Genomic DNA, 14,932 nt, shown 5'->3' with positions numbered 1-14,932 from the left:
ATCATTAATCGCCGGTTTTAAAAGTTCTTCTACTATAAATGCTTCCTGTTGACCTCTTCTCCTACCCTCTCCAAGCATCAGAGTTTGACTGGAAAAGTGACTCAAAAATTCATAGTTACGATCCCTAACTGTCACATTAATTCAGAAATGATACTTGTATTTTCACCAGCAAATACAGCCAAAATCGATCCAATAAACAATCCAAAAAAGCAATCGATGGGCGGAAAATTGAGATAATAAAAGTTTATCGACTGTATAATTAGTTAATAAATCCTATTTACAAAAATACCAAAATGCAAATATCGTTGCGCAAACCAATTTCAATCCTATTCCAATTACTATAAATGCAAAACCATATTCATAATGCATAAGCTTGATAGTAACGCCAATAAGTTCCAAAAAGAAAGATAAGATAAAAGATAAAGCCAGTCCCTTTTTCATAGTTTATAAATTAAAGAAGTTTCATAGAAGTCATATATATATCCAAGCCAAGCTGAATTTCTTTGATCCGAACCCTATTCAAAGAGTTTAGTCGTTTTAATAGCTTATCCATTTAGCTTTATTTTATTAGGGTAAATAAAGAAAACCTAATGCAAAAATATCTTTACTATTATCAACCGGTGACACCATGAACTTCTGAGGCTTCATTCTTACTGTTGAAACCCGAACAGATTCGGTCAGCGATAAGGCTCCGTAAAGTCTAATCTCTAGCCCGGTGTTGTTTGCTTGAGCATCAAAGCCTTTTTAAGCCTATAATACTATGTCCACCAAAAAGGCTAGAGGGGGCACGAAGTGGAAAAAAAAGTCGTTTTTTTTTCCTGGTTCAGAAAGCGATCGCTCCACGAAAAACTGGAGTATTGATCAGGAAAGAATTTAAGGTCTCGTAAGTATTCCTAAAAAATCAGACAGTTTAAAGTTTAGAGAAAATCACTTGTTACGGCGGGATGAAGTCCTCTGACGTCAAGCGGCTTAACGCTATCACCCCTATTCGATTTTCAGGCGGTTTAGTTCCTCTTTCTGGTTCGGGAGCCGATTCTCATGGGCCACTCCGCGCTGCCGCCCGAAGGGTTTCGTATACGTAAACCTGAATATTGGTAACAGGCTTGGTTCGGTATGACTGCTGACATGATTGCGAATGGAAAAAGCATCTTCAGCGATTGTTCCATCATAAATGTTAATTCTAGCAGTACGCAGCAATTCCGTAGTGGAGAACTATAAACTTCCGCCGTTGTTTCCCAACTCTTTTTTACACCGAGGTTCAGAGCGCCCATCCCCCCGACTTTGACTGTGCCGTTGTAAAAGGCTGAGTTGTACCAGCACCACACTTCCGTGGAAAAGCCAGCGCGAAGCTTAAACGATTGCATCATGTGCAGAACGTACCCGAAGTAAGATTTTTGTACGGGAATACGGGTATGTACATCCCTGAACAATCGCTATCCTCCTGTAAATCCATAATTCATGTTCCACCATCGGTTGATACGCACGGGAACAGCAACCTCCAGGTTCAGACTTTTTTGCCAGAGCAGGTTTCGAGGGCCGAAGTACAAGAGGTTACGTTCCGGACCTTCCGTACTTTGATACCGGGCAATGGGAAGCTTATTCTATAACACGTTCTATTCGGTATGTACGGTTGGGCTTTAATTTTTCCAAGAGTTTCAACTAACCTTTCATTTTTTGACCGGATGGCTAATGAAAGAGTCTCTTTTTTTTGTAAGTGAAGACGAAACAGGCAAAAAGATCGGGAAGTAATAAGATCTTATTTCGCGAATGATTTCCCCTTACCATCATTACAAAGAATTTTAAAAATACAGGTTTTTCTGTAGCTTATTTATAGGTTTTCCTCTATTCTCTCAACAGGCAGGCCAGCGTAACTTTGCGGCAAACTAATAACGCTTCAGCAAGAAAGTATATGCCTGAAGCGAAGGAAAGTTCGCCACAATAAATGACCTACTCTTCTCCATTGCGCGTCAGGCAACTAAATTTTAGAAATATGAAAAACGTACTGCTATCACTGGGATTTATTTTTGTAACGATATTTTCGACATTTTCTCAGACAATCACCCCCTCTTCCAACGTAATCTATGTAAAAAAAGGGGCGATTGGAAATGGGACAGGCTCCTCCTGGACGGATGCAGTTCCTGAACTCGCCGATGCCTTAAAATGGGCTCGGGATAATCAATCGGAGGGGCTGTGGAACTCCGACAACCCGCTCCAGATTTGGGTAGCGAAAGGCATCTATAAACCTCTTTATAAGCACAATAACGAAGCTGAAGCCGGGCGACCCATATTGAATTCTTTTCTAATGGTGAAAGACGTCGCCATATTCGGAGGATTTGCGGGTACAGAGGCTTCACTCGTAAACCGCACCGACTGGAAAGCAAATCCGACTATCTTATCGGGGGAGCTTGATGTACCTTACGTAGAAGAAGGCAATAGTTATACAGGCGTTTGTCACGTGGTAGTGGCTGCCGGTGCTGTCGACAGCGCCGTACTGGACGGTTTTACCATCACAGGCGGTAAAGCCATGCTTTTCGACTATTTTGATGTCAACGGCTTTCTGACCTCCACTTCTAGCGGTGGAGGCATATACCTGACAGCTTCTTACCCGACCCTTCGGAATCTGATCGTAACAGACAACAGGGCCGCTTATGATGGCGGGGGAATCTATATGGAATCGGACTTTAGTAATTCGACTGTGATGTCCCTTTCCGGTATATCGCTAACAGGAAATACGGCGGAACATCATGGCGGAGGAATTTACCACCGGACGATGAGGGTGACTACCCACAATTGCGCCTTGATGGGAAATGTAGCACTACGAGGAGCGGCATTCTTTTCAAATTTGACTTATTTGTCTTTTATCAATACACTGGTAGCCGGTAATCATGCAGACGAAATGGTAGGGACAAGCTACTCTTACGGGGCAGTCTACCTGGAAAGCAGCAATCTCGAAATAACCAATACCACAATCAGCGCCAACAAGGGAGGGTCAATTTATACAGCGGCCGGCGGAAAAGTTACTTCCATAAAAAACAGCATCATAAACAATCACAATTATGCAGTACCGGGCATTACAGAAAGCAGTATAACCAATAGTATTGTGCAGTTTCAAACAACCAACAACGGATCGAACCTAGCCGGCACTACCAATCCCCGGTTTGTGAACGGAGGTTCGTATAACAACGCCCCGTTTATAAACGGCGATTATCGTCTGCTTTTGAACAGTCCGGTGGTAGACAAAGGAGCTGATGCCTCCTACCCTGGTAATCCGGCCGGAGATACGGATCTGGCCGGAAGGCCCAGGTTGGCCGGTGCTTCGGTTGACATGGGAGCTTATGAAGGAGGTTATGACCCATTGCCGGTTACAATGGTTTCTTTTCGGGCCGAAAAAGAGCAGGCGCAGGTAATGTTGAAATGGGTGACCTCAATGGAAGTCAATGCCTCCCATTTTGAGTTGCAAAGAAGTTTTGACGGCAAAGTTTTTAACGCCATAGGTGTGGTACCGGCAAAAGGTGAAAGCAACAAGACAGTTCACTATCAGTTTTCGGACGAAAGTTCAGGCAGAGCAGCGATTTCCTACTACAGGATTCGCACCGTAGACCAAGACGGGTCCTTTTCGCTTTCGCAAATTATCTCGATAAATTGGGACCATGCCGAAGACATAACCGCACGGTTGTATCCGAATCCTGCAAAGGAAGAAACAGATGCCGGACGGGTGTCCAATACCCTGCATACCACCGGAAAGCCGTTATTGTTAAAAATACAGAACCTTACAATCAACTCTTAAAAAGAGACCCCAAATAACACGATGAGATACCTGAACCTGGTTAAAAATGTAAAAAACTGGCCCTCTTATCTGGCTTTTAAGATGGGAATAAACGCCGCCGGCTCTGTTCCCTTCAGGCTTCGCCAAAAATCGCTTACCCTGACCATGATCCCTTCCATGAAGCCGCTGTTCAGGGAAATATTTTTGAAAGAGGTTTACGCCCCCGCGTTGAAAAGTGTACTACAATGGCAACTACTCCCCGGAGGGGGTAGATGTTTCGGCATCGCTTTTTTCGCCGGACAGAATTTATACGGTTGATAAAAACCACCATAAAATATCAGTCTCCGTAATCGATTTTAACAAGTGGTTCAGAGAAAGCAATATTTCCCGCTGCGATGTTCTAAAGCTGGACTGCGAAGGGGCCGAGTATGATATTGTTTATTCAATACCCGATGGCTATTTTTCACGAATCAGGTATATCGTAGCCGATGTTCACAAAATGAGCAACGAGAATGAGAATATACATGCGCTGTCCGCCTACCTGGAGAGGAAAGGCTATAGCGTAAACACAGTTAACGACGAAATACTGTATGCAAAATATACCGGTCGTCCCTAAAAATCACCCGCTCGGTGCAGGTGTTCCATTAAATGAAAAGCCCCGGCGGCATCGTCAAAATATTTATCTCACTCATCTTAATTTTTCAAAGCGGTATTTCATCTCAAACCGTTCACCAGCAATCCCTATGTTTTTTGACCCGGAAAATCATGTTGTAAAATTATGTGCAGAAGGAATAACCTTTGAGGGTGAACCGGAAAAGGCGAGGTTGTATTATCAAAGGGCATGGGATGCGGCAATCAATAATGAGGAACGCTTTGTTGCCGCTCACTACGTTGCCCGGATACAGGCCGACGTTTCAGCAAAGCTGAAATGGGATCAAATCGCTTTGCATGAAGCGCTGAGTATTGAAAAAGAATATGTTAAAGCTGCGTACCCTTCTTTGTACCTGAATCTCGGTAAATGTCATGAAGATTTATCTGATTTCGGGATGGCCATATGGCACTATGAACAAGGCCTGACACACTGCGGGCATCTTAATGACGACGGGTACAGCAAAATGGTAAAGTCGGGGCTTGAAAACGGGTTGAAACGGGTTACCTCCAAGCCAGAAATTTGATAAATACAGGCCCTATACACTGACAATTCCATGCTGTCGTGACTCCGAACATCAGTCGCTTCAGGAATGGGAATGCTATCTGTATGGCAAGTACCAGCCGGGCGTCGCCGTATCAAATTGTAAAGCGCACGTTGGGTAAAGCTACAGTAAATAGCGCTTTTACTCCATAAACCGTCTTGTTATCACCAGCCCGAAACGATCGATGAACAGAAGAAACGCCCTTACACATGTTGCAGCCTTGCTTGGAGGGGCGTTTTCTGCGCCGACTCTCCTGGCCATGAAGCGATGGGAAGATCATATTCCTGGGGAAAGCTCCCCACCCGGGTTCACCCTCACGGAAAATCAAAAATTACTCGTAGCCGAAATCGCTGAAATGATCATTCCCAGAACGTCAACACCCGGCGCAAAGGACGTCGGTGTTCCCGCCTTTATCGTGATGATGTTGCAGGATTGTTATAAAACGCCGGAGCACAAGAGCTTCCTGGAAGGCCTGAGTCGCCTGGAGAAAATACAATTTCTACACCTTGACGCCGCCCAAAAAACGGATGCATTGAAGCAGGTCGAAATCGACGCCGCAGAAGAAATGAAAGTCTACCAGGTACAGCAAACCAAAATGGGTGACAATGAAGACCGGGAGCAAATGGCAATCCAGGTAAAGGGACTCCCCTATTGGCGCCTTATGAAAGAGCTCACCATGCTGGGGTATTTCACCTCCGAGGAAGGGCTGAAATCGTCTTTCGAATACGTACCAGTCCCTGGAAAACTGGAAATGATCAAAATGAAACCCCATCAAAAGGCTTTCGCTTATTAACCGCAGATATGAACTTAAACCTGAAATCAGGCAAAGCCCGCACCTTTGATGCCATTGTGGTCGGCTCAGGAATGACAGGCGGAATGGCGGCGAAAGAGCTCACCGAAAAAGGACTGCAGGTACTGATGATCGAACGTGGGCGCGAGGTAAAGCATATAGAAGATTATGATACGGCAATGAAAGGGCCTTGGGAATTTGCCCACAGGGGAAAGGTCCCGGTCCATTCAGCGGAAGAATATTGGGCGAACAACCGCTTCGGAACCTTGGCCAACGAAGAAACCGGCCCGTTTTTTACCAACGACCGGGACAATCCGTATATAGAAAAACGCCCTTTCGACTGGATCAGGGCCTACCATACGGGAGGTAAATCCATGCACTGGGGACGGCAATCTTACCGGATGAACAAACAGGATTTTGAAGCGAATGCCAAAGAAGGCATCGCGATCGACTGGCCGATCCGGTATGAAGACCTTGAACCCTGGTATACACACGTCGAAAAATTTGCGGGCATCAGCGGTCAGGCAGAAGGTTGGGAAGTTTTACCTGACGGTCATTTTCTGCCCGCAATGCCCATGAGCGCTCCCGAACTCTATTTCAGGGAGACGATGATGAAGAAATTAAACCGTCCTGTGACCATAGGGCGCATTGCCAATCTTACCAAGCCGCAACCGTGGCACACGGATCTCGGGCGCGCATCTTGTCAATATCGCAGCAAATGCGCACGTGGCTGCCCCTATGGCGGTTACTACAGCTCACTGTCCGGCGCTATACCCGCCGCAAGGAAAACAAACCGGCTGACGGTTCTGCATGATACCATCGCAAGTGAGATCATTTACGATGAAAAAACAAAAAGGGCAAAAGGAATTCGGGTAATCCACCAGCATACGATGGCTGTGGAAGAGTTTTTTGCCAAAATCATATTTCTCAATGCCGGCTCCATGAATACGGCCGCGCTTTTGCTGAACTCGAAATCCAACCGCTTTCCGACCGGGTTGGGCAATGACAGCGACCAGGTGGGCAGGAACATCATGGACCACCATCTCGGCGTCGGGGCAAACGCAACGGTAGAAGGGTTTGAAAACGACTACATTTTTGGCCAAAGACCCAATGCCCTTTACATTCCGCGCTTCAGAAACTGGGGAAACGATAAAAAAAACTTCCTGCGCGGATACGGGTACCAGGGAGGCGCGAGCAAGTCCGATTGGAAAAGGGGCATCACTATGAACGGTTTCGGCGCAAATTTTAAAGAAGAGATGTCGCGGCCCGGCACCTGGACCATGGGATTCGGCGGCTTCGGGGAAATTCTGCCCGATCCATCGAACCGGATGTTTTTAGATGCGGAAAAGAAGGACAAATGGGGTATCCCGATGATCGTTTTCGACGCCGCGTTCGGTGAAAATGAATTGACCATGCGAAAAGACATGATGGCCTCGGCGGTCGAAATGCTGGAGGCGGCGGGTTTTAAAAACGTAACCGGGTTTAACCGGCAGGACACACATCCGGGCCTGGGAATTCACGATATGGGAACGGCGCGTATGGGCAAAGATCCGAAAAGCTCGGTGTTGAATAAATTCAACCAGGTGCATGCGTGTAAAAACGTATTCGTGACCGACGGTGCCGCAATGGTGTCTTCCGGCTGCGTAAACCCCTCCATCACTTACATGGCCATGACCGCAAGAGCCGCCCACCACGCCGTGGAAGAACTGAAGAAGCAAAACCTGTGACGCTTTTACCCCGTAAGCCCCATTATATTCCCGAAGCTGGAACGTATTCTCAATTTTAAACTTATCGAAGATCCTGCGAGATTTCGGAAACCCGGCTGCCCCGGCGCACAGATGCTCCGGTGGTATCATCCCCTGGGGAAGACCCATGGCCCCCGGTAATCTCTTTCGAGCAGCTTGTTGGCCGCCTCATCATTTTTGATCAGTTCCTTTTCTCCATCCCATTCAATGCTACGCCCCAGCTTGTACGACAGCATACCCAGCAACGCGAGGTTGGTAGAGCGATGCCCGATTTCAATATCGCACACCGGCAGTCTCCCGGTTTTAACCGACGTCATAAAATCAGCCCATAGTTCTTTGATATTCTGGTTGTCGGGTTCGTTAAGCCGTGGCTTTTCGGAAATTATGGGTTTCCTGGAATCGGCCGGGTAGAACGTCCATCCATCGAGCCAGCCCATGTGGAAAGTACCTTCCGTACCATAGAAGTAAACCCCTACCGCCTGGTTGGGATGCGTCTTTTCCGCATTGTTCCCCCCAAACTGCCGGTGTTCCCACTCCAGTGTAAAGCCTTCGAAATCATAGACCGCCACTTGGTGATCGGGGGCATTGCTGCTATCCTGTTTAATGGCGCGGCCGCCGGTCGAATATACTTTTTTAGGATATTTCTCCTCCGTCCACCACAGCACCTGGTCCAGCCAGTGGATACCCCTGTCGCCGAGTGTACCGTTGGCAAAGTCGAGGTACTGACGGAAGCCCTTCGGATGAATCGTTTTATTGTAGGGTGTCAGCGGTGCAGGGCCGCACCAGAAATCCCAGTCGAGACCGGCCGGAGGTGCTTCTTCCACCGCTTTTTGTCCCGGCCCTCCGCCGTAGTGGACAAACGCGCGTGCCATCCCGATCTTGCCGGCCTTGCCCGACTTCAGGAATTCCATGCCCGATACATTGTGCGGTGAAACCCGCCGGTGTGTACCTACCTGCACAATGCGGTTGTGCTTCCGGGCCGCCTTCACCATCGCACTGCCTTCCCTGACGGTATGTCCGATCGGCTTTTCAACATACACATGCGCGCCCGCCTCGATAGCCGCAATGCAGCACAGCGCGTGCCAGTGGTCGGGCGTGGCCACGATCACGATTTCGGGCTTCTCCTTGTGAAGCAGCTCGCGGTAGTCGGCATAAGTCTTCGGCTTATCAGACGTCAGCGAGACCAGCATTTCCGTTGCTTTTTTCAGTTGATTGGCGTCCACGTCGGCCACGGCTGCCAACCTGCACTCCCCGGAGGCGAGTGCCTCCCGGAGGATATTCATCCCCCACCAGCCGCTGCCGATCAGCGCGGTACGATACGGCGCCAGTCTCCTGGTGGCGCCTATCAGCGGCAAAGAGGAAAAAGCCGTTCCGACTACGATGCTTTTCTGGATAAAAGACCTTCTGTTCATGACGAGCGACCTGCTTGTTAAAATGACTAAGACATAAATAATGCATATTTACTGGTAAAACGCAGAGAATTCCGTATCTGGGCGAAAGCAGTACTCCGGGAATTCATCATTAAAGGGTTTGTGCCGGATGACGAACGACTGAAACAAGTAAGCCGTTTGGGCAAAGACTGGATTCCTTCCTTCAGTTTAACGAATATGACATTTCCGTAATTTATCCGCCCCCAACGAGGTTCATCGCCAGCGCCTCTTATTCCCTCTTTGTGGGAAGGCTGCTTATCGTCACCGGCAAACAACCGGCTGGTGATCGACGTCAGGTACACTTTTGTGCCGCATCTGGCTGCAGCGTATCCGGCGGCTACAAGAGGCACTCGCCAGTTTTTGAGTCGCAGGCTCTGTCCTGCCTGTATATACGCTGAAACGGCGGCCATACCTCACATTCCCGCCGCGAATGTCAGAATGCACGAATGATCTCTGTCTTATTCGTGCCTTCTGTACAACAAACTTACAGATGCCTGATAATGGAACGCATGGCTTCTATTGAATGGATATCCAAAGATCAGCCTTCGACAGGCTCAGGCACCGTCCTTCGACAGGCTCAGGCACCGTCCTTCGACAGGTTCAGGCGCCGTCCGGATGGTGCCTGCCGGATGGCGCCTGAGCTCGTCGAAGGCTGCCTACCGGAGGCTGCCTGCCGGTAGGCGGGTGAGCCCGTCGAACCCCTTTAACACAATCTGCCGGATGTCTGATCCTCAACCAGGTCAAAAGCTAAGCGTTGTTTAGTTAAATCAAAGCTCCAAATGCGCTTCCATGGAATTCGTGGATAAATTTAAATTTGTTTACAGACCTACATCACCGTTTGAAGCCTGTTTGCGTGCAGCAACGGTCACCGCTTCATTTTCAGGCTGTCCTCCGGGTACTGGCTTTTTAACAACCGCATCTGGTCCTGCGCCCAGCTTACCAGCCTTTCCCGCTGTACATCGGTCAAATGCGCATCGGGGTGCAGGCCAAACTGCGTATACGAAGGCAATGGCATTTTCTTTTCCTTCACCTCATCAATAATCTCCTCGAATTTATGATTCTGTACGGCCACCGACAGTTTCGTAAAGGCCGAAAAGTTCAGCTCGCCTTTCCCTTCCGTAACATGGTGATCCAGCCACCACGCAACCGGTTGGATACCGGCATACCAGGGGTAATTGGTTTTATTGCTGTGGCAGTCGTTACAGGCACTTTCCAGTATCCTGTTCACATCATCGGGAACGGCATAGCGGGTCCCTATGGCGTGGGTCCGGTCATCCGACAAGTTCTTTTCCGGGCGTATAAATTGTATGATGATGAGGGCAATCAGCAGTACTGCAGCAATTTTCTTGAACATAGGTTTTGTTGGTCAGGGTTGGATTGTCACACAAATAACGGAGAATACTTATTTCAACCACGCATCGGGGGAAAAAAAACCGCCCCCCGATAAAACCAGGTAGGTTTCTGAAAAGAATACCACCCAACAGCGGTCCGAAAAGGACAGGAACTACTTTTTGGCTGCCTGCTTTTTTCTCTTTTTGTAGATTTTCTTTTCCTCTTTCATACGTTTACGAACATCAGTCTCCACTTCATTGTTTTTTGACGGCGTAAACAGATTACCTGAAGTGTCTTCAGCCGGAGGAGATAGTTCCATTTGATGCCGGTGAACGATGTTGGATGCTATCCTGGTCGAAATACGGGGAAATAACCAATGCACGGCATAGGCGGAATGGGTTTTCCAACCGACTTTCAAATCCCGGTTCCGGTTTCCGGAACCGGCGCGCATCACCGCGTTAACAGCCTTGCCGGTCCTGTCCATAGGGCTCATCCTGGGCGCGTGACCGCTATAATTTGCAGCATTATCCCATATAGGCGTGTTCAGCGCCCAGGGATCAACGGAAACCACACGGATCCCGCTCTGCTTAGACAACCGGAGCTCCTGGCGAATTACCTTACCCAGGTTAATTAATGCCCCTTTGGTAGCAGCATAGCTTGCCTGGTAGGCAGTCGGAAGCCGGCTTTCGGCTGAGGCTATGTTAACCAGTTTTCCGTACCCTTGCCGTTGAAATTGTTGTATAGCAAAATAGCTGCCGTACATCGTCCCTTTAAGGTTAACATCCACCACCCGTGCATGTTCGCGCAGCGGCACTTTGGTAAAATCACCCAGGACCGTTACACCAGCATTGTTAACCCAGACGTCCACTCGCCCCCACTCGCGCACAACGCGGTCGACCAGATCTTTAACAGCCGATGAATCGCCGATGTCGGTAGGTACGACCATGGTTTCTGCGCCCGAACTTTGAAGCTCTCCGGCTATTGTCTCCAGTTCCTCGCGGTTCCGGGACACCAATACAACCCTGGCCTTATACGCGGCCGCCTGTAAACTAATCCCCCGCCCTAAACCGCTTGACGCTCCGGTGACCACCCAAACCTGTTGCGCTACCTTCGCCTGCCTGCCGGCGCCAATAGGTTTTGTACCGCAACCGGTCGCCAAAAAAATGGCGCTTATCCAGTAAAAATATTTTATAGTGTGCTGCATGACTTTCCGATAATTAATATCCACGATGTCGGATCGAGGGTATTTTATATCGAAAATACAACCTATTTCATAAAAAATACAACACAATCTTCTCCTGATGGTTAATCCAACGGAGTTTGCGTTGTAATCGCAATCCGGTTCCAACCATTGATCGTTACCACGGCCATTAAAACCGCGGCAAACTCCCGGTCCGTCAGGTGTTCCCTGGCTGCCTCATAAACTTCGTCTGACACCGGTTGATTGGCAATCAACGTCATGGCTTCCGTCAATGCCAGCACGGCTCTCTCCTTTTCTGTAAACAGGTCGGTTTCTCTCCAGGCGTTCAACAAAAACAGGCGCTGTGCCGTTTCGCCATTTTTCAGGGCGTCGCGTACGTGCATGTTGATACAGTATGCACACCCGTTTATCTGGGAAGCCCTGTTTTTGATCAGTTCCAGCAATTTCTTATCCAACTCGCTTTGCGCCAGGTATTTTTCCAGGCCCAGCATCGCTTCATAAGCCTTCGGATCGGCTTTTGGTAACATCAGTCTTTTTTCCATTTCAATATTAAGTTCACTATCATCTAAAGGTTGGCCGAAAGGGCAGCATCACTCCCATGACCGCATACATCGCGAATATACAAGAAGTCAGCTCATGGATACGGGATAGTTTATCCTTATGTCCCGCCCCCACACACCGGGCAGGAAGAAAGGTTAAAAATTTTTTCACAAGGAACCTTGCAATACAAAGTACCGTGTCATACATTTGTACTGATAATTATTTAGCCATGAAATAGCCGCGAGTCCTGAAGGGTTAGCCGCGGGCGCGAACTGCAGCCAGTAACGAGCGCGCAATAAGTCCACGCCGTTCGGTTAACCCTTCATCGCGGTTTAACGCCGCGTTTAAACCTTATTTTCTGCCTCTGTTCCTAAGAAAACGAATTTCTTAGGAGGGATTCCTATTACCTGTAGCATCTATTAGCCACCGGCCGGAAAACCGGCCCCATATTTTGAGAAATGAAAATTCAACTATCCGCGTTGCATTGGCTGGCGCTGTTGCTCAGCCTGCTTGCATTTGAAAAAAAAACCCTGGGCCAGGAAAATGTGCCTGTGTACCGGGTGAGAGGTATGCTTGAAGACTCGCTTTCGGGACAGGCGCTGGACTTTATTACCATCAATTTACTGGAAGCCAACGAAACGCCTGTGAAGGCCGGTTATACCAAATCGGACGGCACTTTTACCCTGGCCGGAGTCAGGGAGGGCCGGTACACCCTGTTAGCGGTCGGCGTAGGATACAAGGCCAGGCGTATCCCACTCCTTGTATCCGGCAACAGCGCCAATGCTATTGATCTCGGAAAGATTTTGCTAGGCCCCGAAACGGTAGGACTGAAGGAGCTGAAGGTTACCGCAACCCGGCAGATTGTCAGGCAGGAAGTCGACCGGATCACGTATGATCTGCAGGCAGACCCGGAAAGCAAGGTGAACAGTGTGCTGGACATGATGCGAAAAGTGCCCTATCTTGCATTGGATGCAGACAACAATATCGTCATGAAAGGGAGCACGGATTTCCGGATCCTGATTAATGGCAAGCCGTCCAGCATGGTGGAAAGAAACTACAAGGAAGTGCTGCGAACCATTCCGGCTTCTACCATTGAGCGGATTGAAGTAATTACCACCCCTCCCGCCAAATACGATGCCGAAGGACTGGCAGGAATTATCAATATCATCACCAACAAAAAGCTGGATAACGGCTACAATGGTTCGGTCAATGTGAGCGAGCGTTTTCCGGCAGGCGGCCCATCGCTGGGCGGGTCGTTTTCGGTAAAAACGGGCAAATTAGGGATGACTGCCATGGCCGGCGCAAATATCTACAACACACCCTCTGCCCGGACCTGGATCGACAGGAATACCATCGGGACGGACCCCACTTTTCTGTGGCAGCAGGGATCGGCCTCGGAGGACAGCCGGGGCGGGTATTTCGGTTACGAAGTAAGCTATGAGCTGGATACGCTGAATTTAATCTCCGGGCAGTTTAATCTGAACGGAAACCGTACCAAAGGACAACGCGACCAAAGCTCCCGCCTCACCGGAGAAAAGGATGTATTGCAACAGTATTTTCTCGACAACAGGAACGAAGGACGAGGCAGGGGGATGGACGCTTCGCTGAACTATCAGAAAGCCTTCAGAGCCGACAAAAACCGGCTCCTGACTTTTTCATACCGCTACTATAGCTTCGGCAACGATATGGCCACCGCACTGTCTATTTCCGACCGGATCGATTACGATCTGCCGGATTACCGGCAGGTCAACGATCAGAAATTTGCCGAGCAGACTTTCCAGCTGGATTACGTATACCCCATAAAAAAATGGACGATGGAAGCCGGTTTAAAGGCAATTCTCAGGAAAAACAACAGTGATTTCCAGCACCGCTCCTGGGACGCCGATAAAGGTGAGTTTGAAACGGACCCACTAATGAGCAACCGGTTTACCAATGAGCAAAACGTATACGGCGCCTATAACACCTACCAGTACAATTTGAAAAACTGGAGCTTCAAAGCCGGCGCGCGCCTGGAACAGACCATCATGACCGCAGATTTTGTTTCCTCCGAAACCTTCGTAAAACAAAACTATCTCAACCTGATTCCTTCTGCTTCGATTAGCAGGAAATTCAAAAAAAACAACAACGGTATCAATCTGGGATATACCCAAAGAATACAACGTCCGGGCATTTATAAGCTAAATCCTTTCGTAGACCGTTCCAATCCAAACTTCGAGCGGACTGGCAACCCTAACCTGCGCAATGAACTGGTAAATGATCTCCAGCTTTCCTATAACCAGGCCAAAAAGGGTTCGTTCAATATCAGTATTGGCGGCATGTTTTTCAGGGATCTGATTTTCCAGGTTTCTACCTATGACGCCGCTACCGGAATCAACAGAACCACCTATGGCAATACAGGTTCCGCCCGGCTGTTAATGACTCAAATGAGTTTCAATTACCCGATCACAAAAAAATGGAGCTACAACATGAACGCACGTGTCGCACACGGTAAAGTAACGGGCACCGTGAACGGCGTAACCATTACCAACAGCGGAATCATGGCCCAGGTTTTTGCAGCTACCTCCTATCGGTTTGAAAAAAGCTGGCGGCTGAACGCGAATATCAGCGCGTACAATGGCGGTATCAATTTACAGGGCAAGTCGAATGGCGCAAGTTTTACCTCCTTTAGCGGCAGTAAAGACCTGATGAAAGACCAGCTCTCGCTCTCTGTATCCGTCAACAACCCCTTTCGCAAATTCCGCACGGACAGGCGAACTACTTCAGGTCCGGATTTTATGCAAACCAGCTTCAGAAATGACTATTTCAGATCCTTTAACCTATCCGTCAATTACAAATTCGGCAAATTGAAAGATGCCGTAAAGAAGAACAAGCGGGGCATCCGGAACGACGATGTACAAAATGGCGGGTAGCTTGTCCTTATCATGGGGGATACGTG

At 48.5% G+C, this 14,932-nt stretch carries 12 protein-coding genes; 8 read left to right on the top strand and 4 right to left on the bottom strand.

Annotated elements, in window-relative coordinates; translation table 11 throughout:
* Positions 1-1,990 precede the first annotated feature (1,990 nt).
* The 5 genes from ABD852_RS07455 to ABD852_RS07435 all read left to right on the top strand — a co-directional run bounded on the left by ABD852_RS07455 (position 1,991) and on the right by ABD852_RS07435 (position 7,476).
* The gene (locus ABD852_RS07455; protein WP_345027609.1) at positions 1,991-3,787 is read left to right on the top strand and encodes a choice-of-anchor Q domain-containing protein; all 1,797 of its coding nucleotides are present in this window, start codon (positions 1,991-1,993) and stop codon (positions 3,785-3,787) included.
* Between the two features lie 214 nt (positions 3,788-4,001).
* A complete protein-coding gene (locus tag ABD852_RS07450; RefSeq protein WP_345027608.1) occupies positions 4,002-4,382 on the top strand; it encodes an FkbM family methyltransferase in 381 nt (126 codons plus the stop codon).
* Positions 4,357-4,941, top strand: coding sequence for an rRNA adenine methyltransferase (locus ABD852_RS07445; RefSeq protein ID WP_345027607.1), 585 nt, complete (start codon positions 4,357-4,359; stop codon positions 4,939-4,941). Before ABD852_RS07450 ends, ABD852_RS07445 begins: the two co-directional genes overlap by 26 nt.
* 202 nt (positions 4,942-5,143) lie before the next feature.
* Positions 5,144-5,752, top strand: coding sequence for a gluconate 2-dehydrogenase subunit 3 family protein (locus tag ABD852_RS07440; protein ID WP_345027606.1), 609 nt, complete (start codon positions 5,144-5,146; stop codon positions 5,750-5,752).
* 8 nt (positions 5,753-5,760) lie between these two features.
* Positions 5,761-7,476 (top strand): GMC oxidoreductase, encoded by a 1,716-nt coding sequence (locus ABD852_RS07435; protein ID WP_345027605.1) that lies wholly within the window; start codon positions 5,761-5,763, stop codon positions 7,474-7,476.
* Positions 7,477-7,601: 125 nt separating this feature from the next.
* On the opposite strand, the gene ABD852_RS07430 is transcribed toward ABD852_RS07435, so the two are convergent.
* The gene (locus tag ABD852_RS07430) at positions 7,602-8,906 is read right to left on the bottom strand and encodes a Gfo/Idh/MocA family protein (RefSeq protein ID WP_345027604.1); all 1,305 of its coding nucleotides are present in this window, start codon (positions 8,904-8,906) and stop codon (positions 7,602-7,604) included.
* A 33-nt stretch (positions 8,907-8,939) separates the two neighbouring features.
* Here ABD852_RS07430 and rhuM point away from each other — a divergent pair, with 33 nt between their 5' ends.
* Both rhuM and ABD852_RS07420 read left to right on the top strand, forming a co-directional pair.
* The gene (gene rhuM / locus ABD852_RS23060; RefSeq protein WP_425568781.1) at positions 8,940-9,116 is read left to right on the top strand and encodes a RhuM family protein; all 177 of its coding nucleotides are present in this window, start codon (positions 8,940-8,942) and stop codon (positions 9,114-9,116) included.
* Between the two features lie 308 nt (positions 9,117-9,424).
* Positions 9,425-9,604, top strand: a complete 180-nt coding sequence (locus ABD852_RS07420) for a hypothetical protein (protein ID WP_345027603.1) — start codon at positions 9,425-9,427, stop codon at positions 9,602-9,604.
* 185 nt (positions 9,605-9,789) lie between these two features.
* On the opposite strand, the gene ABD852_RS07415 is transcribed toward ABD852_RS07420, so the two are convergent.
* The 3 genes from ABD852_RS07415 to ABD852_RS07405 form a co-directional block, all read right to left on the bottom strand.
* On the bottom strand, positions 9,790-10,278 hold the full coding sequence (locus tag ABD852_RS07415) for a heme-binding domain-containing protein (RefSeq protein WP_345027602.1): 489 nt from the start codon (positions 10,276-10,278) through the stop codon (positions 9,790-9,792).
* Between the two features lie 150 nt (positions 10,279-10,428).
* On the bottom strand, positions 10,429-11,460 hold the full coding sequence (locus ABD852_RS07410) for an SDR family NAD(P)-dependent oxidoreductase (RefSeq protein WP_345027601.1): 1,032 nt from the start codon (positions 11,458-11,460) through the stop codon (positions 10,429-10,431).
* A 101-nt stretch (positions 11,461-11,561) separates the two neighbouring features.
* Positions 11,562-11,999, bottom strand: a complete 438-nt coding sequence (locus tag ABD852_RS07405; protein WP_345027600.1) for a carboxymuconolactone decarboxylase family protein — start codon at positions 11,997-11,999, stop codon at positions 11,562-11,564.
* A 456-nt stretch (positions 12,000-12,455) separates the two neighbouring features.
* Between ABD852_RS07405 and ABD852_RS07400 the strand changes: the two genes are divergently transcribed.
* The gene (locus ABD852_RS07400) at positions 12,456-14,906 is read left to right on the top strand and encodes a TonB-dependent receptor (protein WP_345027599.1); all 2,451 of its coding nucleotides are present in this window, start codon (positions 12,456-12,458) and stop codon (positions 14,904-14,906) included.
* The last annotated feature ends 26 nt before the right edge of the window (positions 14,907-14,932 follow it).

Origin of the sequence: Ravibacter arvi (assembly GCF_039540405.1) — a bacterium.
GTDB classification, from domain to species: domain Bacteria; phylum Bacteroidota; class Bacteroidia; order Cytophagales; family Spirosomataceae; genus Ravibacter; species Ravibacter arvi.
Note: the sequence above shows the minus strand (reverse complement) of the source record. Positions and strands in the feature narration are given on the sequence as shown.

Bases quoted from the DNA above. Each gene is read 5' to 3' on its own strand.
- ABD852_RS07455 (WP_345027609.1), top strand. From the start codon at position 1,991: ATGAAAAACGTACTGCTATCACTGGGATTTATTTTTGTAACGATATTT.
- ABD852_RS07410 (WP_345027601.1), bottom strand. From the start codon at position 11,460: ATGCAGCACACTATAAAATATTTTTACTGGATAAGCGCCATTTTTTTG.
- ABD852_RS07430 (WP_345027604.1), bottom strand. From the start codon at position 8,906: ATGAACAGAAGGTCTTTTATCCAGAAAAGCATCGTAGTCGGAACGGCT.
- ABD852_RS07420 (WP_345027603.1), top strand. From the start codon at position 9,425: ATGGAACGCATGGCTTCTATTGAATGGATATCCAAAGATCAGCCTTCG.
- ABD852_RS07445 (WP_345027607.1), top strand. From the start codon at position 4,357: ATGCAAAATATACCGGTCGTCCCTAAAAATCACCCGCTCGGTGCAGGT.
- ABD852_RS07415 (WP_345027602.1), bottom strand. From the start codon at position 10,278: ATGTTCAAGAAAATTGCTGCAGTACTGCTGATTGCCCTCATCATCATA.
- ABD852_RS07435 (WP_345027605.1), top strand. From the start codon at position 5,761: ATGAACTTAAACCTGAAATCAGGCAAAGCCCGCACCTTTGATGCCATT.
- ABD852_RS07440 (WP_345027606.1), top strand. From the start codon at position 5,144: ATGAACAGAAGAAACGCCCTTACACATGTTGCAGCCTTGCTTGGAGGG.
- ABD852_RS07400 (WP_345027599.1), top strand. From the start codon at position 12,456: ATGAAAATTCAACTATCCGCGTTGCATTGGCTGGCGCTGTTGCTCAGC.
- ABD852_RS07405 (WP_345027600.1), bottom strand. From the start codon at position 11,999: ATGGAAAAAAGACTGATGTTACCAAAAGCCGATCCGAAGGCTTATGAA.